The sequence below is a fragment of the Leptospira fainei serovar Hurstbridge str. BUT 6 genome, assembly GCF_000306235.2.
Lineage (GTDB): Bacteria > Spirochaetota > Leptospiria > Leptospirales > Leptospiraceae > Leptospira_B > Leptospira_B fainei.
On sequence record NZ_AKWZ02000010.1, the window covers coordinates 1,116,659 to 1,134,426 of the forward strand.

The following is a 17,768-nucleotide window of genomic DNA, read 5'->3' on the forward strand; positions in this document are numbered from 1 at the left end:
GCCAACCTCTTTTATCCCCGTAACGTAGGAAACGGACTTTCTTCCACTGCGGGGTTCTTGTTTTCTGGTACTTGTATGCCTTCAAGCTGGGGTAAAGTATTTCGCATTAGCACATTCGGGGAATCGCACGGTGAGTCTGTCGGAGTCGTCATTGAAGGAGTTCCTGCCGGGATTCCAATTCGATTGGAGGAAATCCAAAAAGACCTGAATCGTCGGCGACCGGGTCAAAGCAATTTAACAACGCCTAGAGATGAATCGGATACCGTTCGCGTAGTGTCCGGAGTTTTCGAAGGAAAGACGATCGGAAGTCCGATCGCATTAATCGTTAATAACCAAAATACAATTTCCAAGGATTACGAAAATCTACGGGATACGTTTCGACCTTCCCATGCGGATTATACGTATCAGGCTAAATACGGTTTTCGTGCACACGTAGGCGGAGGCCGTTCTTCCGTTCGGGAAACTATCGCTCGAGTTGCGGCCGGGGCAATAGCTAGATTGATACTGGAAGACGATCTCGGCATCAAGACAGTCGCTTGGGTGGACACAATCGGAATCATCGAGTCTCAGCTTGCGGAAGACCAATATCCTAAAACGAGAGAGATCGTCGACGGTAACGAGGTTCGATGCCCTGATATTGCTGCAGCCGAAAAAATGAGATCTCTGATTCTGAAAATGAAAGAAGAAGGAGATAGCGTGGGCGGAATTATCCGCTGCGCATCCTATAATTTACCTCCAGGGTTAGGCGATCCTGTTTACGATAAATTGGATGGGGATATTGCTAAGGCTATTTTGTCCATTCCGGCTTGTAAAGGTTTTGAAGTCGGTTCCGGTTTTTCCGGAACTCAACTAACTGGGAGCAAGCATAACGACGAATTTTACGTCGAGGAAAGTACTGGACGAGTTCGCACTCGTACAAATAACTCGGGCGGATTGCAGGGCGGTATTTCCAATGGGGAAACTTTGGTGATTCGCGCAGCGTTTAAGCCGACTTCTACGATCTTTAAAAAGCAAAATACCGTGAACCTTGCCGGAAAGGAGACGGTCTTAGAGGCAAAAGGGAGACATGATCCCTGCGTTCTGCCTAGGGCCGTTCCCATCGTCGAAGCGGCAGTAAATTTGGTTCTAGTAGATGCCTATCTGTACCAAAGGGCAATGAATCCGCAATGGTTCAAAAAATGGGCAAAAATTCCTTCCTACTATAACGAATTGAAATTCTAACTCAAGTGAAGTAATCATCCGGAAAGAAACGGGTTGCCAATCGAGAATAGTACGATTCCATTGAGACATTGTGCCTGGCAGGGCCGGAGAAACGGAGGTCCGAGTGGTCAAGATAAAGATAGACGGGATCGAGTACGAGGTCGACGAAAAGAAGAATTTGATCTCGGCAGCGAAAGATGCCGGAGTTGATATTCCTTTTTTCTGCTTTCATCCGAAATTATCCGTAGTCGGTATGTGCCGGATGTGTCTCATCGAGATTGAGGGTATTCCTCGGCTTCAAGTCGCGTGCAACACGAAAGTCGTGGAAGGTCTTTCCATCGTGACCAACAGCGCGAGAGTGAAGGAAGCGAGAGAAGGGACGATGGAGTTCCTGCTCGCAAACCACCCTCTTGATTGCCCCGTTTGCGATAAAGCGGGAGAATGTCAGCTACAGGATAATTCTTTCAATGAAGGAAAGGGAAATTCAAGATTCACTCTTGAAAAACGTAATATTCCACAGGAAGAAATAGGAACGAACTTAATCATCAATCATAATCGTTGCATAGTATGCTATCGATGTGTTCGATTTGAAGAGGAATTGGTGGGCGAATCGAATCTCGGATTGTTCGAACGAGGCTACCACTCGATTATCGGTTTAGCTAAGGAAGAACCGATTTCTCATAATTACCAGGGAGCCCTCGCCGATATCTGCCCTGTCGGAGCTTTATTAAACAATAAGACGCTTTTTAAATCGAGAGTATGGTGGTATAAATCGGAAGAGTCGATCTGCCCCGGATGCAGCACCGGTTGCAAGACTTATACGAACGTACGCGATAATAAAATGTACCGTTATATGCCGCGAATCGATGAGGAAAAAGATCAATACTTCCTTTGTGATAAAGGACGGTTCGACGTCGATTGGCTGAATAATAATCGCCTCTTCGCTTATTATAAAGACGGAAATCCGAGCACTAGTATCGAAGTACTGGATGCGATCGCATTGAAAATCTCCGAAGCGCGCAAAGTCGCAATCCTTGGCGGCAGTCACGAATCCGATCAAAACCTTCGATCGATCAAAAAATCATTGGAAAAAACCGGGATACCGTTCTCGGCGGAAGCTCGCGTCTCGACTTCGCAATATAAGGATCCGGAGCAAATTGATTTTCAATATACGACGGATGCTCATCCTAATACGAAAGGAGCTGTTGATGCGAATTTTATCTCGGGATCCGACTTGGAATCGTTGATTTCTTCGATTTCAAAAGAAGAATACGATGTCGTCTTTGTGATTAAGGAAAATGTTTCGGAGATATTGGGCCGAATAAAACCAAAGACGTTGGTAGTTTTAGAAACGAATCTGACTGAAGGAATTTCGCATGCGAACTTCGGAATTCCGATCAAGACTTTTGCCGAGCAGACCGGTAGTTTTACGAATAAGAAGGGTTGGAATCAGACGTTTAATAAGTCGATGGAACCCCCTAAAGGATTACTTTCTTCGGGAGAATTCTTTTCCGAACTAGTCGATCGCGTCGTCGAATTGCGTACAGGGAAAAAGGAGGCTGCAATTGGGAACCGTTAACGTCGTAAACGTAGCAGCGAAGCATAAACTCGCTTGGTACCAAAAACTTTACTCATATTCGATCGGAAAAGGTTTATGGATCACTTTAAAACATTTTATCAAAGCCGCTTTTCTTAAAGGTGCGGTAACTCTCGAATTTCCGGAAAAAAGGAGAAAATATTCCACGCGCTTTCGCGGAATGCATAGCATGAAACGCGACGAGCAGGGCAGAGAGAGATGCACGAGTTGTTTCTGTTGCATGTGGATTTGTCCTGCGGATGCGATTCATATCGAAGCCGGGTTGGTAACGCCCGAGATTCAACACCTTCATCCTGAAGATAAATTTGCGAAGAAATTTGAAATTGATCTTCTTCGTTGTATTTTTTGCGGCTTATGCGAAGAGGCCTGTCCTAAAGGCGCCATCTATTTGGATGGACCGGCTGAAATGGCGGCGGACAATCGGGAAGATTTAATTCTTACGAAGGAACGAATGATGGAAAAGATTGGCGGTCCGATTCTCGGTGAGAGAAAATAAGAAATTATTCACCGCATATTTGAACAGGCTGATCCCGATTATCAACCCAGCCTTGACTGAGAGCTTTCTCTAAAAGAGGCGAATGTAATCTTTTCGAAGCGTAGTGCAGACAGGCTCTTACATCCTCTTCGAGGAGTTGAGGATATTCACCTAAGATTTCTTGCAGGCCGAATCCAAGAAACACCATATCCAATATTTCTAAAACGCGTATCGAAGTTCCTTTTATTACCGGTTTCCCGCCACAAACGGAAGGATGCGAGACGATTCTTTCTTGGTAAAAAAGAGTTTTATCCATTCAGAGTTAATAACAGATTTCTCTCAGGTAATTTGCGTAACATTTAAAATTCCTCTCTTTATTGATTAAAAGTGGCGTTTATTCATGCCGAAATCATTCGACTTAGCCCAAAAGGGATATAAAAAATAGATATGATAGAGTCCGGATTCTCTGAGTCCAAATTTTCTTCTCATGCATTTAAGAGTAGAGAAAGATCGAGTCAATTTATGCTTCCGCCCACTATGATTCTTGTAAAAGTTAGCCAAAATCTTGGATTTTGCCGTATTTATTAGAGAAAAATGGAAGGACTTTCTCAACAGGAATTTTCGAAATATTATGAATCTTCTAGGAATACCGTTTATCATTTTCTTCTGAAGCTTTCCGGTAATCCGGAAATTGCGGAAGACCTAACCCAAGAAACTTTTCTCAAAGCTTACGAGGTCATGGATAGGTTCGATCCTTCAAGAGGTAGTTTTTCCTCTTGGTCATGCACCATCGGCAAAAATCTCTATTTTAAACTCTTCAATCGTTCAAAGAAAGAGTCGAATAATATCTCTATCAATATTGATAATTTTCCGGAGCTTTCTGCCGGAAATGATAAAGATCCATCGGAAATTGAGAAAAAAAATTTGAATTCCTTTTTGAAAGAAGGAATTTCCCGTCTTCCCGAACCGGAAAAGAGTATAATATTATTAAAAGAATTAGAAAAAAAGACACTACGAGAGACCGCGGAAGCATTAAAAATTTCTGAAAGAACTGTCAGTCGAAGATTGTTAAGTGCATTCAGAATTTTGAGGACCTTTCTCGAGGAAAATGGGATCGAACCAATATGACACGAAAAATTACCGGAAAAAAAGATAGCTTCGAGGATTTACTCGCCTCCTATCTTACCGGTAATTTGGATGCAAAAGGTAAAAAAGAACTATTACAAATAATCCTTACTCAGCCGGAGAAAGGAGAAGAGTATAGAAAAATCGCACAATTAAAATCTCAATTAGGTTTACATGATATTGATTTAAGTGCGGAATTTTCGAAAATTTCTCCTCCTGAAAAACGTTCTTAACCTTTTCATTATATAACGGTTCAGTCCCAAGAAATTCCGTTAGGGGCGCATCCTACAGGATCTCCGGCAAAATAGTGCGGAAATATATATGCCATTTTTCCCGCAATCGGATTAGGATCGCGATAGCTTAGACCGTCAATTCGAATGGTAGAAGATTCATCCTTAAAAATTCGAAACGTAAGCGGTACTCTGAACTTATCTTTTCCGTAACGGAACTCGGTGTTCTTTCGGCACGAGATGAGGCAGGAATTATAAGGGTCTTCGTCACTTGAGTCGAAGTTTGCTCGATAGCTTTGATCTTTACAATTCGTAGAACATTCATCCGGATCTTCGGCCTGAAAGTCAAAATCGATTAGAATTTCCCGATTCACAATCTTATATGAACCTAAAGTTTTAGCGACAACCTCTCCTAGTCTTCGGCTCTGCATCGCGGCAGTTGAGGGAGGTGAGAGGAGCAGATGGAAACTGCTTACCTCCAGGGAAAGCTTTGAATTAACATTAGGAAATGTTTTTTCCCAATTTAAACAGGCTTCTTTCTCTCCGTCACCTTTGAGGTGTAAAGGAAGTCCCGAAAGAAATAGTAATAATATCAAAATCCCAATTATAGCGCGCATAAATCCGTGATTCGATTCTAGCTTTTAATTATATAGCGAATCGCTCGGTTCGGCGAGCGAAAAAGGAGCCAACGCCCTATTACTTTTTAGATCCTTCTATCCGTGCAATTTCCGTAGAAAATTCCGATAAAAGATCCGAATTGTATCGTTTGCTTCCCGAGCGATCTCTTACTTTTCCCCAAAGAAAAGCGGCAATGTTCAGTTTTTTCTTAAATACATGGGTTTTGCGATCTGCATGGAAGTCTTTCACGAATCGATTCCATCTTAGAACTGTGTCCTCCGGACGAGGGGCTGAAGGCGGATTTTCATAAATTCTCAGTAAGTCGGCAACAGTCAAATTTAGATTCCCGCTTTTTTCCGCATCACGTACGGCTTCGGCCATCGTTTTCGTGAAGGAGAATTTTTTACCGCCGTAATACGCTCGACAGAATTCACGAAAGACGGCATCGAATCTTATTCCATCCGAAAGTATTTTAGAATTGAGGGTAATTTTTTTAGGCGGGCTTTTCTGTCTTCGTTTTGAAGCCGAAATTTTGGGTTTCAGTTGCTTTCGAATTTGCTCGACATCGCCGGATCTAATATACGTTTTAAGTCTCTCTTCCAGATCTACTTTAGTTCCGTAGAGCGGAATGTCTAAGTCGGCGCATGTACGACGAAGCTCTTCCCGATACCAGTAATGTGCTTCGAATTCTTTTACTGATTTTATCTTCGCGAAAGGCGGTCGATTCATGATAATTTGATTCTTGCCCATGCGGGCTTAAGCTTATGAATTTTTTTCGCAGTCGGACAATCTTTGTCATGGGCGCCCGGAAGATAACCGGTGCTCATAAGGAATTCATTTACAATCTCTCCTCCAGTGAATTTGAATGTTTTCTTAAATAGTTTAGTCCATTCATCTCGCGATTTTAGATGGTGGGAGTCTAACCACGAGGAGAAACTACCGAATTCTTTTTGAATGGATCGAATTACGTTTGCATTATGTATTGCGGCCTCTATTTTAAGTTTATTGCGAATAATTCCCGAATTCGAAAGCAATCGATCGATGTCTTTTTGCTTGTATCTCGATACCTTCTCGACTGAAAATTTATGATATGCTTCGTAGAAATTTTCCTTCTTTTTTAAAATCGTAGTCCATGATAAACCGGCTTGATTTATTTCGAGGATTAGTCGACCAAAAAGTTCGTCGTCGCTTTTCAACGGAAAACCGTATTCAGTGTTATGATAGGCTTTGTGTTCGTTTGCCTCGTTTGGGCCTAATGAACGGATGTAAGAGCAGTAGCTTTTTGGTTTATCCATTTTAAAATTTAACTCCGCAGATTAATTGCATAATGTTCGGTCGGAGAAGGAATACTTTCGATATTTTCTTTGCATTCGTTTCTTTTCGTTTAATCCCGCGGTTAAGAAAATTATCTTCTATTCGAGATTACATTTCTCAAGACTAATTTCTTTCCAATTCCATGCGGAAAGACCGGCAACTTCCTTCTCGAATAAATCGAACGATTTAGACTTTGGATTCATTCTTTCGAAGTTCCAAATAAATTCTTCGACGATCCATCGTTTTTGCGAATTACAATCCGGGATTCCGTCGGTAGAAATAGATTCGTAAACCTTGCCTGACGCATCTCGAAAGGTTACGTTACTTAATATTGCGCAGGAACCGCTGGATGGGGAATTAAATTTAAAGATAAAGCGCGTTCGGTTTCGGGTAAGGCAGATCCGGACTAATCGGAGATCTCCTTGGGAACTATCGTCTAATTCGCAGCAAGAGACCTTGTCATGGGATTTGGTCGTTCGATTTCTTTCCGTTCTTTCTTTTTCCTCCTTTTGCGGCTTTGTCGGAATCAATGCCGTTGCAAAATGGACGGGAAGAAACGCTAGAAATACGAAATGGATAATGAATCGAGAACGCATGTTGAAATTTCTCAAACGAACTTCGAAAATTTCAAACCAATTTTCCGCACAAAATACTACTTCAATATCGGAAATTAGAATCGATAAGGAAGAGATATGTTGCTAAATTTAAAATCTTAATTTGAAATAGACGGGCAAGTTCATTTTGAATTGAATAATCGTATGATGAGAATTTCCAGATATTTGCGTTGGCAAACTGTTCCGATCGTTCTCCTATTAATACTTTTACTCGGATGTCCGGATGCCAGCGAATTGGACAAGAATACGAAAAGGGTTCGAGATAGAGAAGGAGTCCTATCCAAAAAAACTAAAAGCTCCGTTCGTAATGAATACATTCTGAGGCTGAGGAAAGGGACGGCTTCGGAAAGAATAAAAGGACTTTTACCCGGTTTTAAAATTATAAGTATCGAAAAAATCAGTGAGGATACGTTTCATATCGTATACGAATCGGATCCCGGAATAGAGTTATTGCAATCTGCCGGAAAAAAATCGGGGTTCGTCGAATCCGTCGAACCCAATCAAATTTATAAAACATTTTAGATCGAAATATTAAACGTATAATTTTTATCGAACTTGAAAGTCGAGAATGATATCTTAAAGGAACCGAGCGCTTTTTTAGGAGAATCATTCTCTCTTCAATTTAAAACCTTTTCGAATCCAAACAGCGGCATCCATTAAAGGTTCTCTTGCTGCGGGAATTTTCCCTGCCAGGTTAATGAAGCCATGAATGAGTTCGCCGTAAACTTTTGCCTCGACCGAAACATTCGCTTTTCTTAGTACGTCGACATATGCTAGATTCTCATCTTGGAGCGGATCAAACCCGGCAACTTGAATGTATGTGGGAGGAGTTCCTGAGAAGGAGGATAGTTTGAGAGGAGTTGCTAGAGAGTTTAAACAATCGCTTGTATTTGCAAAGGCATGTTTTTTGAAATATCTAAGAAGATCCCGAGTTAAGACGTAACCGCTTCCGAATTCTTCCACGCTTTTTCTCTCCTGCGCGAGATCTATCCAGGGATAAAATAAAATTTGAAAGGTGGGAGCGGCTATCCTATCTTTCTTTGCCCTTGTTGAGATCGAGATAGCTAAATTTCCACCGGCAGAATCTCCACCGACTGCAACTTTCTTCGGGTCCAAGCCGACGGCTTTTCCGCCGCTGCGAACCCATTTATATGCTGAATATGCGTCTTCCCATGAGGCTGGAAATACGTGTTCCGGTGCGAGTCTGTAATCGACGGCAAGAATAGCACAGCCGGTCAATCGACTGAGATATCGTAATACGCGATCATGGGACTCTAAACTTCCTATAACAAAACCGCCGCCATGATAATAAATAACGCAGGGTAGAAGTTCGGCACGACCACTAGGAGAATATAAACGGACCGGTATCCTCCCGAAAATGCCTGCGATCGTAAAATCTTCGACGCGAGCGATATCGGCCTTAGGAAGATCGAAGAGGTTTATAATATATTCAAATACCCTTCTTGCATGAACGGGTGAGAGAGTTTCTATCTTTGGTTTGATTTTGGCTAGTAATAACGCAGCTCTGATTTTCGGATCTAATACCCGCTCTCTCTTAATGTCATCTCCGAATGCTCGAAGCATTTCCGTCGGCAACGCCATCAAGGTCTTCGCCGCGATCATTTCAAACTTTTGCAAAAGCACCTTTTTTACTTCTTCCCGAGACTTTTCGACTAATTCCGTTACGGCTGTCCAATTTTGACAAACTCTTATATTGGGCTTTTGCTTCTATCGGAAGTCGATTTCCAGCTTTTGACGCACGGACTTTACCAGATTTCAATTCTTTTTGCATATAATATAGAAAATCTTCAAAATCAACCTGCATCGTATGTCTCGCGGAAGCTACATACCGTTTTCTCATTCCATCTTCGTATTTTTTAATTTGATTTTGCATTTCCGGAACCGTCGGAAGTTGATAGTTTCCTGTCAGGTATTCTGCGATCCATTTTCCTTGGAATTCAGCTAACGGCATAATTGCACCGAGAGGTTGGTACAAGCCGATAAAGAATAGATTATTCAACGACGGTTTGAAAGTTCGATGAAAAAGAGGTAAATGATTATCTTGAACATCTATGAAATTCCGCTCGAAGAAAGGAAATTTTACGTTGTAACCGGTGCAATAAATGACTGCATCTACCTCTTCTTCCGAGTTATCCGCAAATCTGATTCTATTTCCCTTAAACTCCTGGATTAAGGGTTTATACGTGATATCCCCTCTGCCTAGTCTAACCAGAATATCTTGCGAAATAGTCGGATGCGCTTCTCCCGGTTTGTGATCGGGTTTAGGGAGTCCAAAATCTTCCATTTTACCTACGCCTAGCTTTAGGATAAAGCCCAACACAGCCCTTTTAAGCCAGAAGGGAGTTCCGGGAGGTATTAGCTGCGTAGATTTATCCAGAGGCTTTCCAAATAGATAATTCGGAATGACCCAAGCTCCTCTTCTAGAACATAGAAAAACTTTCTCACTCACTCCTGGACGACTCAATTCGACGGAAATATCCATAGCGCTATTTCCCATCCCTAGAATGACGACTCTCTTGCCGACTAATTGAATCGGATGCTCAGGATCTACATAATCATGGGAATGTATGATCTTCCCGTTAAACTTTCCGGGAAAGTTAGGTTCAGGCCAGCGCGGCGACCAATGATGTCCGTTCGCTACGATTATCGCGTCATAATAATTTTTTGGCCCTTTTTCGGTCGTGACTAAGTAGGTTCCGTCTTCTTGCGGTTCGACTTTTATAACGCCGTTTTTGAACGACATGTTTTTTCTGAGACCGAAATGATTTACATAGTCCAAGAAATATTTTTGTATCGGCTCATGGTTCGGATAGTCCGGATACCACGGCGGCATCGGATAGTCGCGATATTCCATGCGATCGCGATGCGTATTAATATGTAACGATTTATATATGTTGCTAATCCCATTATCGTTATTGAAACGCCAATTACCGCCAATATCGCTTCCTTTCTCGTAGCAGTGATAAGGAATTCCTTTATCTTGTAAAGATTTACATACGGTAATTCCGCTAGAACCGGCGCCAATTACACAAACCTTAGGTAAATCAGCCATGATGCTCTCCTTTTTACAGAATGATCGTTGTTAAATGCGATTTAAGTGAAGCTCCATTTCATCCTCAGTCAAGTAGGAAAATGAACCGAGTTAATAATTCAATTTGTTTAGTCTATATGGGATGAGAGGAACAGAGAGAACAAATGTTCATTTTAAATTTGATTATTTCGTTACAGCTCGCCGTTTCTGTACAAATGCCACATTGCACTTAAGTCAAAAGACTACTGTAATCGGTAGTATAATATAAAAGGCGATGAACAAGTTAAGATTTACCGAAAACGAATTGGTTTATTATGAAATATTTATGGATTTACGGGTTAGGTATCAACGGAGTCGAAAGTTAAAAATTTTTGAATGATTTATTTTAGTCAGACGCGCAGGTGCACGCGCGCCTGTTTAAACTAGGGTGTATTGCTTCCTATGGTAGAGTGTTAAATTATCAAACCTGGAAAATATTGGCGATAAAGTAGGAATGTTTCCTTTCTGCGAATTCATTTCTAAAATGTTGAAAGCAGTTCAAAATCCTAAATAGCGCGAATCGATTATATTCCGAACGAGAACGCGAAAGAGACAGGCAGAGAAGAAACCTTTCGACTGCTCCTGCTCCAAGGACCGAAGTAAAGGTTCGGTCCTTGTAATTTCAGATCCTAATAGTGTAACCTATATTATAAAAGAATATAAAATGCACTATGTGTTGTTGCTGATAATGTTCGATCAAACCTCTTCTTACGAATTCGTTAGGAGAGATTGAGGAGAGGTAATTAACGACAAATTCGTTTTTATACCCGTAAACCTTGGATGGGTCTATCGTTTTGCCGTCATTCTGATTCGTATCGGGATAAACTCCATTGCTAGGAGTATAACTCGAATTGTCGACCAAGGCAGGTGTGGCTCTATACATAGCGTTTGCTGCAAAGAAGAACTTTCCATAATCGAACTGTAATCTAGGGCTAATATCGCTGATTCCTTTCTTACGATCTATATTATCGTTCACATCCGCGTACCCTACGACTAAGCTTGGAGTTACTCGGAAAGTTTCTCCTTTGAAGAATTCATGGCTGAGAGAGAGACGATAGTTATGTGTTCCCTGAAAAATTCCGCCATAATCGTTTAACATCTTATTATTGGCAGAAAATTGAGGATTGAGCCATTCCAGAAACGGAGGGCGCCATCCTATAACCCAATATCCTCTCATCACATAGATCGGATCATTAGCGTTTATGAATAAAAATCCGGCCGAAAACGCGCCCAATTTCGTTTCATGTTCGTACATTGCTCTAGTGAAAAGGTAGTCGAATAGGCCGTTCTTTTCTTTTCGCGTTTTCACCTGATTCGGATCGTATTGCAAAGTTCCTGTGGCGAGCGATTGATTTATCAAATAGCTTTGATCCGGCCCGCCTGGCGTAGATTGTACAAAGTTATCAGCGTCGGTATTGGATCGATCGACTAACGGATTCATCATGGTCATACCTAGTTTGAACTGTTTAGGTAGGCCTAATAAATCGATGCTAGTTGTTAGAAAGTAAGCCTGATAGAATTCCTTATATTTGGTGCCGTTTCTTCTTGCTTGCCTTTCGCCGAATAGATCCGACCCTTGAAACGCTCCGTCGTTAGAAACTGATTGTGAAAATAGAAAGGAGTGTTCCGGGAGAGCTTCGGCAGGCGATGGCTTCTTTACCGCTCCAGTCGGAACACTTTCATCCGTCGTAAACTCGGCAGGGCCTTCTTTCGAATCGGGAGAAATCTGTTTGATTCTATCTTTTCGAATTCGATAAATTACACCGTCTTTATCGATGATTTCGATTTCCGTTTCAGTCTCTTTTTCGATCGTAACTCTTTCGAAAGTACGACCGCTAGTTGTCAGGACCGTTACGGCCTCCAAGTCGATTAATAACGGAATAAATAGGAATAGAGCCGTTGTTAAGTACCGATGTTTTGTGCTCATATGACAAGGCTTTGAGAATAGCTCGTAAATTCAATTCAGATAATTAAGTTAGTTAACTATTAATGATTAAAATGTATCTCCTTTTTTTGCGTATAATTTAATAAAAAAAATAACTTTTTATTAAAACTGTAGTCAAAGCCCGTTACTAAGAAAATTATTCCGCATTATTATGAACCATCCAAATCTCGCCTCATCCTCGTTATTTAGAACTTCCTGTTTTTATGCAGGTCATTGGAACTCTTGGCCAAAAACGATTCCGGTATTCGATCCCGCAACGGAAACCGAAATAGGGACTGTTCCGGATCTTCCGCGGGAGGAAGTTAAGAGAGCTATAGAATTTGCGGAACTTGAACAAAAGAAATGGTCAAAGACCACCGGCAAAGAGCGGGCAAAACTCCTCCGTGCCTGGGCCGATTTAATGATTCTTCATAAAGAAGACCTGGCCAAAATCATGACCTGGGAACAAGGGAAGCCGTTGTCCGAATCGAGAGGAGAAATTGATTATGCGGCTTCATTCTTGGAATGGTTTGGCGAAGAAGCCAAGAGAACTTATGGAGATATAATCCCTACGCATCGTCAGGAACTTCGTCTTCTCGCTTGGAAAGAGCCGATCGGTGTCTCGGGGATTTTGACGCCTTGGAATTTTCCAAGCGCAATGATTACCAGAAAAGCGGGCCCGGCCCTTGCGGCGGGGTGTGTCGTCATCGCAAAGCCGTCGGAGCTTACTCCTTTTTCTACACTAGCGCTTGCTGCTCTTGCTCAAGAGGCAGGTTTTCCTCCGGGTGCAATTCAAGTCGTAACGGGTCAGCCCGAGCCTATTGCTGACGAATTTTTGGAAAACCCGATCGTCCGCAAGATTAGTTTTACGGGCTCTACAAGAGTCGGAAAAATTCTGTTAGAAAAGGCTGCACGAAGTATAAAGAGAGTTTCGCTAGAGCTCGGCGGAAATGCTCCTTTCATCGTTTTTGCTGATGCTAATTTGAAGGAGGCCGTCAAAGGAGCTATTCTCTCGAAATTTCGGAACACGGGTCAGACCTGCGTTTGTACAAATCGAATTTTAGTAGAAGCGTCCATCGCTTCGGAATTTTCGAAACTTCTCGCGGAAGAAGCGACCAAATTAAAGGTAGGGAACGGATTCGAGGAGGATGTAAAACAAGGCCCTCTTATTAACTCGGCGGCGCTCATGAAAATGCGCAAGCATGTTGAGGACGCTTTGGCGCGCGGAGGCAAATTGTTATTAGGCGGAAACCCTCACAAGCTGGGCGGTAATTTTCATGAACCTACGGTGATATCAAATGTTTCCGAATCATCCCTTTGTTTTCAGGAGGAAACTTTCGGACCTCTCGCACCCATATTGCATTTTAAAACGGAAGAAGAGGTGTTAAGAATCGTTAATTCTAGTAAAGTCGGATTAGCGTCCTACTTGTACACAACGGATCCCGCCAGAATTTGGCGACTCAGCGAGTCGATAGAGGCTGGAATGGTTTCGATAAACGAGGGTTTACTTTCGACTGAGCAAGTGCCGTTCGGCGGCATAAAAGAGTCCGGCCTGGGAAGAGAAGGTTCTAAATACGGAATCGAAGAATACCAGGAGATAAAATATATCTGTTGGGGCGGGCAAAGCTAAGATGTCTCGGTCCACTTCCGAGTCAGAGCGATTTTGTTAATTTTTCCCTCAAATATCCGTCCATTATTTGGTAATCTTTCGCCACAGTTTCTATTTCGTAGCATTCGCTACGAAAATTAACGGCTTCTTTTGGAGGACTCCGACGAAGGCACCGAATAAAAAACTATTTTCCTTGACGATCGTTGTTTTAATCAAATTCTTCCTAGGCTAGCCTTCTTTATGGACCAGATTTATCTAAATTTTTATTTTTTCGGTTCTTTGCTTGCTTCCTTATTTGCATTATATGTCTCTCTCTTTTTTCTCACAATTAAAGATCGAAGCAAGGCTGCGTTTCACTTAGGTATTTCCTCCTTAGCTACGTTTGTCTTTCATCTCGGATATGTTATAGGCTTCGTATCTTATGAAGAATGGTCTATCTTTCATCGATGGATCGTCATTCCGACGCCGATGATCGGCTATACGCAGCTCCTAATTTTCTTCTTCTATTTCCCGCAGCCAAAAAGGGTGAAACTCGGGCTTTCAGTATATGCCCTGCTTTATTTGGGAGTAATTCTGACGACGGGGTTCTATATAATAGCTTCTCTTCAGTCGGTTCGAACTTTCGTAATGGGAAGTCATTACTGGGACTTTGAAACCCATCTCTTCTATAAGCTTTTTTCGCTTCTCGTTTTAATTTATAATATAGCGTTCTTAGTTGCCGGAATTTGGAGAGCTATCGGCGAGAAGGGGAAGGAACGTCGCTCCGTCATTTATATTATGCTTTCTTACTGCGTTATTACTATACTCCCGGGTATTGCAAACGCGCTTAGTCGGGACGGTTCGATTTCTAGAGCCGTTTATCAGCAAGTCGCCGATTTAGGATTGGTGACGGGACTGTTTTTGATACTGGTCGTTTACGTAAATACGACTAAGGAAAGAACGACGATTTTGAGTCGTATCGTAGGTATAACGATGGCGACTTTCCTACTGGTCTTTCAGTTGGTAGGATACGCTATATTAAACGGCTATGAATCCTCTTTCGATCAAATAAAAACAAGAGAGACTAAACTTGTCGTAATGGATAACGAGAAGCCTAAAGGTTTCGCGTACGAAATTTCATACGACCCTTCCGATGACTCGTTCGAAACGGAGCAGGGAGCAAAGGATTCTAGATTTGTAGCGGAAGATAAACTCGAAGTACGATTCTTTTATTTTGGCAACCTCCTGACGAATTTAGGAACTCTTCCTGCCGGACAACGTTGGGAAAAATCGAAATCAATTTTGAAAGATGCGCCGAAGGAATTCTATGGATACCAGGAAGCGATTCGGCAATTCTTATCGAGTAAAAAAGATGAGAAAGTTTCGGACGCGGAAATGACTTCCTTCTTTCATTTATTACGAAAGAAACTTGCCGTAATACGAAGTAAATTCTCCCATCTCCCGAAGAAAAATGACCAAGCGGCAATTAGTAAGCTTTTTCAAGCGGAAGAGATCGGCCTTACGGACATGCTTGGAAAAGTAAAGTCAAGAGTGAATGACGATATTGAAAAAGGAAAATCTGAAGCAGATATTTCCGCTCTAACTCTATCTTCGTTGGCGGTAATTCGCGACGCCGGAGAGCGTATCTATCGCGGAACAAAATTCCATAATGTCGGCGAACAAAAACCCGTATTCTACGTGGCATATTATTTCGTTCATCCGAAAAACGGAAAAATTTACGAGGTAGGATTCGAATATAAGACGCTTAGAGCATTCTTGCACGAGCCGTCTCTGATTCTTGTAGCGTCTTTAATCGCAGTAATCCTGATTGTGTCGATCGGGTTCAGATTCTTTTTCCAATACGCCCTAATCGTTCCGATGGACGAGGTTGTCGTCGGTTTGACCGAGGTGAATTCGGGAAATCTCGATTATCGTCTTACCCCGAGAGTTGAGGATGAAATCGGCTTCATTGCCCGTTCTTTTAATAGAATGGCTAGATCTATTCAGGCGGCCAGAAAGCGACTTGAACAGTATGCGAATGAACTAGAGGAAAAAGTAAAGGAACGAACGAAAGAGCTCGAGCAGACTTTAGGTGAAGTGCGTGAGTTAAAGCAACAGCAAGACGGCGACTATTTCTTAACTTCCCTTTTGATTAAACCGTTAGGTTCGAATAAAGCGATTCAGGAAAACGTGAAAGTCGACTTTCTAATGGAACAAAAAAAGAAATTCACTTTCCGCCGTTATAAGGATGAAATCGGAGGCGATTTAAATATCTCCAATCATATCGAACTTCATGATCGGTCGTATACGGTTTTTCTGAATGCGGACGCGATGGGAAAATCCATGCAAGGAGCAGGCGGCGCCCTGGTTTTAGGCGCAGTCTTCGAGTCGATCATAGAGAGAACTAGGATTGTGGAATCTATGCGAGCGCAGTCTCCGGAGAGATGGTTAAAGAACGCTTTCACGGAATTGCATAAAGTCTTTGAAAGTTTCGACGGATCGATGCTGGTCTCATCGGTGATCGGTTTGATCGACGACGAAAACGGAGTCCTTTATTTCATTAATGCCGAACATCCCTGGACCGTACTTTATCGAGACGGAATCGCTAGTTTTATCGAAGACGAATTAATGTTTCGTAAATTAGGTACGACCGGAATGGAAGGACGAATCTTTATAAAAACCTTCCAACTGGAACCTGGGGACGTCATAATCGCCGGGTCGGACGGGCGAGACGATATTTTGATCGGGACCGATGCAGAGGGCGGAAGAATTATCAATGACGATGAGCGCCTTTTCCTTAGACTCGTTGAAGAAGCGAAGGGTGATCTAAAGGAAATTTATAACGGAATTTTACGAAAAGGGCATCTCACGGACGATTTATCCTTGATTCGATTATCTTTTAAGGAAGCTGACCCGGAACAGCGACGTATAGAAGAGGAACAGAAAGAGAAAGTTAGGGAGCTTCTAAAGAAAGCTAAAGACACTTCCCAAAATAAGGAAATCGACGAAGCCATAGCGTTTTTAGAGCAGGCCGAGTCCTTAAATAGCAGGATACCCGAAGTAAAAAAGAATTTTATTCGTTTGTTTTTAAAAATGAAAAATTATTCGAAAGCGGCTCGTTATGCGGAAGATTATCTTAATATAAAACCGGTAGATAAGGAAATCTTATACGTTGCATCCTTTGCTGCGAGAAAAGCCGGACAGCTCAGGAAAGCATTGGATTTCGGAGAACGACTACTGTTACGGGAACCTGATCATCTTAAAAACTTAATGAATTTGGCCCAAGTTTATATCGCCTTGAAAAATTATGATCGTGCAATGGTTATGACTCATTCCGCGTTGCGGTTGGACCCCGATAACGAAGCAATTTTAAAAACTAGAGACGTACTTAGAAAATACATAGATCGTAAACCGAAGACCGGCGAGAGCCTCGATAGTAGAGAATCTTAATTCTACAAAAGAATCGGATGAATTAGAACCTCGGCTTTGATCGAATTTCCGATAAAACAACTTTTATGAGATAGTTGATGAAGTAGTCTTAATTCCTCGTCAGTCGGAAGGTTCTCTTGCGAAAATTTGGTTTTCGGATGAATATCGATTTTTGTGACTGACTGCTTTCCCTCCGAATTTTTATCCAATGTAGAAACTGCCAGATCCTCGTATTCTAAAACTACGTATTTGCGCTTTGCAGCAACGGCAAGAAACGTAAGCATATGGCAGCTAGAAAGGGCTGCGGCTATCATTTCTTCAGGATTCGTAAACTCGGCTTTTCCATATGTAGACGGGGTCGAAGACCCCTGAATTTCTTGACCTCCGTCAAAGCGAATGGAATGAGTACGGTCGTAAACTTCGTATTTAAATTCCTCCTGTCCTTTTTTCCAGGTTAGTCGGATGCGGTGCTCTGACATTCTTAACTCCAAATGTTTTTTCTAAAAGACGCCGAAATAGTACTGTCTTTCTTTAAATTGCGGCAGATTTTCCATTAATGGATG

Annotated in this window: 17 protein-coding genes; 8 read left to right on the forward strand and 9 right to left on the reverse strand. The window is 42.1% G+C overall.

Going from position 1 to position 17,768, the window contains the following annotated elements; translation table 11 throughout:
- Positions 1-75: 75 nt before the first annotated feature.
- From aroC to LEP1GSC058_RS14415, 3 genes are all read left to right on the forward strand, one after another.
- Entirely contained in the window at positions 76-1,221 is a 1,146-nt protein-coding gene (gene aroC / locus LEP1GSC058_RS14405; RefSeq protein ID WP_016549775.1) for a chorismate synthase, read from the forward strand.
- Positions 1,222-1,324: 103 nt separating this feature from the next.
- Positions 1,325-2,779: a 2Fe-2S iron-sulfur cluster-binding protein gene (locus LEP1GSC058_RS14410; protein ID WP_016550915.1), complete on the forward strand. Its 1,455-nt coding sequence runs from the start codon at positions 1,325-1,327 to the stop codon at positions 2,777-2,779.
- On the forward strand, positions 2,766-3,293 hold the full coding sequence (locus tag LEP1GSC058_RS14415; protein WP_016550138.1) for a NuoI/complex I 23 kDa subunit family protein: 528 nt from the start codon (positions 2,766-2,768) through the stop codon (positions 3,291-3,293). Before LEP1GSC058_RS14410 ends, LEP1GSC058_RS14415 begins: the two co-directional genes overlap by 14 nt.
- A 4-nt stretch (positions 3,294-3,297) precedes the next feature.
- Here the strand turns inward: LEP1GSC058_RS14415 and LEP1GSC058_RS14420 are convergent, their stop codons facing one another.
- Positions 3,298-3,588, reverse strand: coding sequence for a DUF433 domain-containing protein (locus LEP1GSC058_RS14420; RefSeq protein WP_016550224.1), 291 nt, complete (start codon positions 3,586-3,588; stop codon positions 3,298-3,300).
- A 278-nt stretch (positions 3,589-3,866) separates the two neighbouring features.
- Here LEP1GSC058_RS14420 and LEP1GSC058_RS14425 point away from each other — a divergent pair, with 278 nt between their 5' ends.
- Complete coding sequence (locus tag LEP1GSC058_RS14425) at positions 3,867-4,400, forward strand: RNA polymerase sigma factor (RefSeq protein WP_016549728.1); 534 nt, start codon at positions 3,867-3,869, stop codon at positions 4,398-4,400.
- Entirely contained in the window at positions 4,397-4,630 is a 234-nt protein-coding gene (locus LEP1GSC058_RS14430; protein WP_016550450.1) for a hypothetical protein, read from the forward strand. The genes LEP1GSC058_RS14425 and LEP1GSC058_RS14430 overlap by 4 nt, the downstream gene beginning before the upstream one ends.
- A gap of 20 nt (positions 4,631-4,650) precedes the next feature.
- Here the strand turns inward: LEP1GSC058_RS14430 and LEP1GSC058_RS14435 are convergent, their stop codons facing one another.
- From LEP1GSC058_RS14435 to LEP1GSC058_RS14450, 4 genes are all read right to left on the reverse strand, one after another.
- On the reverse strand, positions 4,651-5,244 hold the full coding sequence (locus LEP1GSC058_RS14435; protein WP_016550232.1) for a hypothetical protein: 594 nt from the start codon (positions 5,242-5,244) through the stop codon (positions 4,651-4,653).
- 79 nt (positions 5,245-5,323) lie between these two features.
- Positions 5,324-5,995 carry an SAP domain-containing protein gene (locus LEP1GSC058_RS14440; protein ID WP_232224700.1) on the reverse strand — a complete coding sequence of 224 codons (672 nt, stop codon included), beginning with the start codon at positions 5,993-5,995 and terminating at the stop codon, positions 5,324-5,326.
- Positions 5,971-6,540, reverse strand: a complete 570-nt coding sequence (locus LEP1GSC058_RS14445; protein ID WP_016550412.1) for a DNA-3-methyladenine glycosylase I — start codon at positions 6,538-6,540, stop codon at positions 5,971-5,973. The genes LEP1GSC058_RS14440 and LEP1GSC058_RS14445 overlap by 25 nt, the downstream gene beginning before the upstream one ends.
- A gap of 117 nt (positions 6,541-6,657) precedes the next feature.
- Positions 6,658-7,155 (reverse strand): hypothetical protein, encoded by a 498-nt coding sequence (locus LEP1GSC058_RS14450; RefSeq protein WP_016549680.1) that lies wholly within the window; start codon positions 7,153-7,155, stop codon positions 6,658-6,660.
- Positions 7,156-7,317: 162 nt separating this feature from the next.
- On the opposite strand from LEP1GSC058_RS14450, the gene LEP1GSC058_RS14455 reads away from it, so the two are divergent.
- Entirely contained in the window at positions 7,318-7,695 is a 378-nt protein-coding gene (locus LEP1GSC058_RS14455) for a hypothetical protein (RefSeq protein ID WP_016550742.1), read from the forward strand.
- A gap of 84 nt (positions 7,696-7,779) precedes the next feature.
- Here the strand turns inward: LEP1GSC058_RS14455 and LEP1GSC058_RS14460 are convergent, their stop codons facing one another.
- The 3 genes from LEP1GSC058_RS14460 to LEP1GSC058_RS14470 all read right to left on the reverse strand — a co-directional run bounded on the left by LEP1GSC058_RS14460 (position 7,780) and on the right by LEP1GSC058_RS14470 (position 12,191).
- A complete protein-coding gene (locus LEP1GSC058_RS14460) occupies positions 7,780-8,817 on the reverse strand; it encodes an alpha/beta hydrolase (protein WP_016549826.1) in 1,038 nt (345 codons plus the stop codon).
- Positions 8,798-10,246: a flavin-containing monooxygenase gene (locus tag LEP1GSC058_RS14465; protein WP_016550993.1), complete on the reverse strand. Its 1,449-nt coding sequence runs from the start codon at positions 10,244-10,246 to the stop codon at positions 8,798-8,800. Before LEP1GSC058_RS14465 ends, LEP1GSC058_RS14460 begins: the two co-directional genes overlap by 20 nt.
- A 640-nt stretch (positions 10,247-10,886) precedes the next feature.
- The gene (locus tag LEP1GSC058_RS14470) at positions 10,887-12,191 is read right to left on the reverse strand and encodes a hypothetical protein (RefSeq protein ID WP_016550677.1); all 1,305 of its coding nucleotides are present in this window, start codon (positions 12,189-12,191) and stop codon (positions 10,887-10,889) included.
- A gap of 169 nt (positions 12,192-12,360) precedes the next feature.
- On the opposite strand from LEP1GSC058_RS14470, the gene LEP1GSC058_RS14475 reads away from it, so the two are divergent.
- Positions 12,361-13,818 carry an NAD-dependent succinate-semialdehyde dehydrogenase gene (locus LEP1GSC058_RS14475; protein WP_016550754.1) on the forward strand — a complete coding sequence of 486 codons (1,458 nt, stop codon included), beginning with the start codon at positions 12,361-12,363 and terminating at the stop codon, positions 13,816-13,818.
- A gap of 219 nt (positions 13,819-14,037) precedes the next feature.
- On the forward strand, positions 14,038-17,226 hold the full coding sequence (locus tag LEP1GSC058_RS14480; RefSeq protein ID WP_016549727.1) for a SpoIIE family protein phosphatase: 3,189 nt from the start codon (positions 14,038-14,040) through the stop codon (positions 17,224-17,226).
- A 2-nt stretch (positions 17,227-17,228) separates the two neighbouring features.
- Here LEP1GSC058_RS14480 and LEP1GSC058_RS14485 read toward each other — a convergent pair whose 3' ends face one another.
- The gene (locus LEP1GSC058_RS14485) at positions 17,229-17,684 is read right to left on the reverse strand and encodes an OsmC family protein (RefSeq protein ID WP_016550452.1); all 456 of its coding nucleotides are present in this window, start codon (positions 17,682-17,684) and stop codon (positions 17,229-17,231) included.
- Positions 17,685-17,768: the final 84 nt, after the last annotated feature.

What these genes read in the sequence shown, in the direction of transcription:
- LEP1GSC058_RS14455 (WP_016550742.1), top strand. Translation starts at nt 7,318, where the DNA reads ATGATGAGAATTTCCAGATATTTGCGTTGGCAAACTGTTCCGATCGTT.
- LEP1GSC058_RS14475 (WP_016550754.1), top strand. Translation starts at nt 12,361, where the DNA reads ATGAACCATCCAAATCTCGCCTCATCCTCGTTATTTAGAACTTCCTGT.
- LEP1GSC058_RS14440 (WP_232224700.1), bottom strand. Translation starts at nt 5,995, where the DNA reads ATGGGCAAGAATCAAATTATCATGAATCGACCGCCTTTCGCGAAGATA.
- LEP1GSC058_RS14445 (WP_016550412.1), bottom strand. Translation starts at nt 6,540, where the DNA reads ATGGATAAACCAAAAAGCTACTGCTCTTACATCCGTTCATTAGGCCCA.
- LEP1GSC058_RS14470 (WP_016550677.1), bottom strand. Translation starts at nt 12,191, where the DNA reads ATGAGCACAAAACATCGGTACTTAACAACGGCTCTATTCCTATTTATT.
- LEP1GSC058_RS14420 (WP_016550224.1), bottom strand. Translation starts at nt 3,588, where the DNA reads ATGGATAAAACTCTTTTTTACCAAGAAAGAATCGTCTCGCATCCTTCC.
- LEP1GSC058_RS14425 (WP_016549728.1), top strand. Translation starts at nt 3,867, where the DNA reads ATGGAAGGACTTTCTCAACAGGAATTTTCGAAATATTATGAATCTTCT.
- LEP1GSC058_RS14435 (WP_016550232.1), bottom strand. Translation starts at nt 5,244, where the DNA reads ATGCGCGCTATAATTGGGATTTTGATATTATTACTATTTCTTTCGGGA.
- LEP1GSC058_RS14430 (WP_016550450.1), top strand. Translation starts at nt 4,397, where the DNA reads ATGACACGAAAAATTACCGGAAAAAAAGATAGCTTCGAGGATTTACTC.
- LEP1GSC058_RS14450 (WP_016549680.1), bottom strand. Translation starts at nt 7,155, where the DNA reads ATGCGTTCTCGATTCATTATCCATTTCGTATTTCTAGCGTTTCTTCCC.
- LEP1GSC058_RS14465 (WP_016550993.1), bottom strand. Translation starts at nt 10,246, where the DNA reads ATGGCTGATTTACCTAAGGTTTGTGTAATTGGCGCCGGTTCTAGCGGA.
- LEP1GSC058_RS14480 (WP_016549727.1), top strand. Translation starts at nt 14,038, where the DNA reads ATGGACCAGATTTATCTAAATTTTTATTTTTTCGGTTCTTTGCTTGCT.
- aroC (WP_016549775.1), top strand. Translation starts at nt 76, where the DNA reads ATGCCTTCAAGCTGGGGTAAAGTATTTCGCATTAGCACATTCGGGGAA.
- LEP1GSC058_RS14485 (WP_016550452.1), bottom strand. Translation starts at nt 17,684, where the DNA reads ATGTCAGAGCACCGCATCCGACTAACCTGGAAAAAAGGACAGGAGGAA.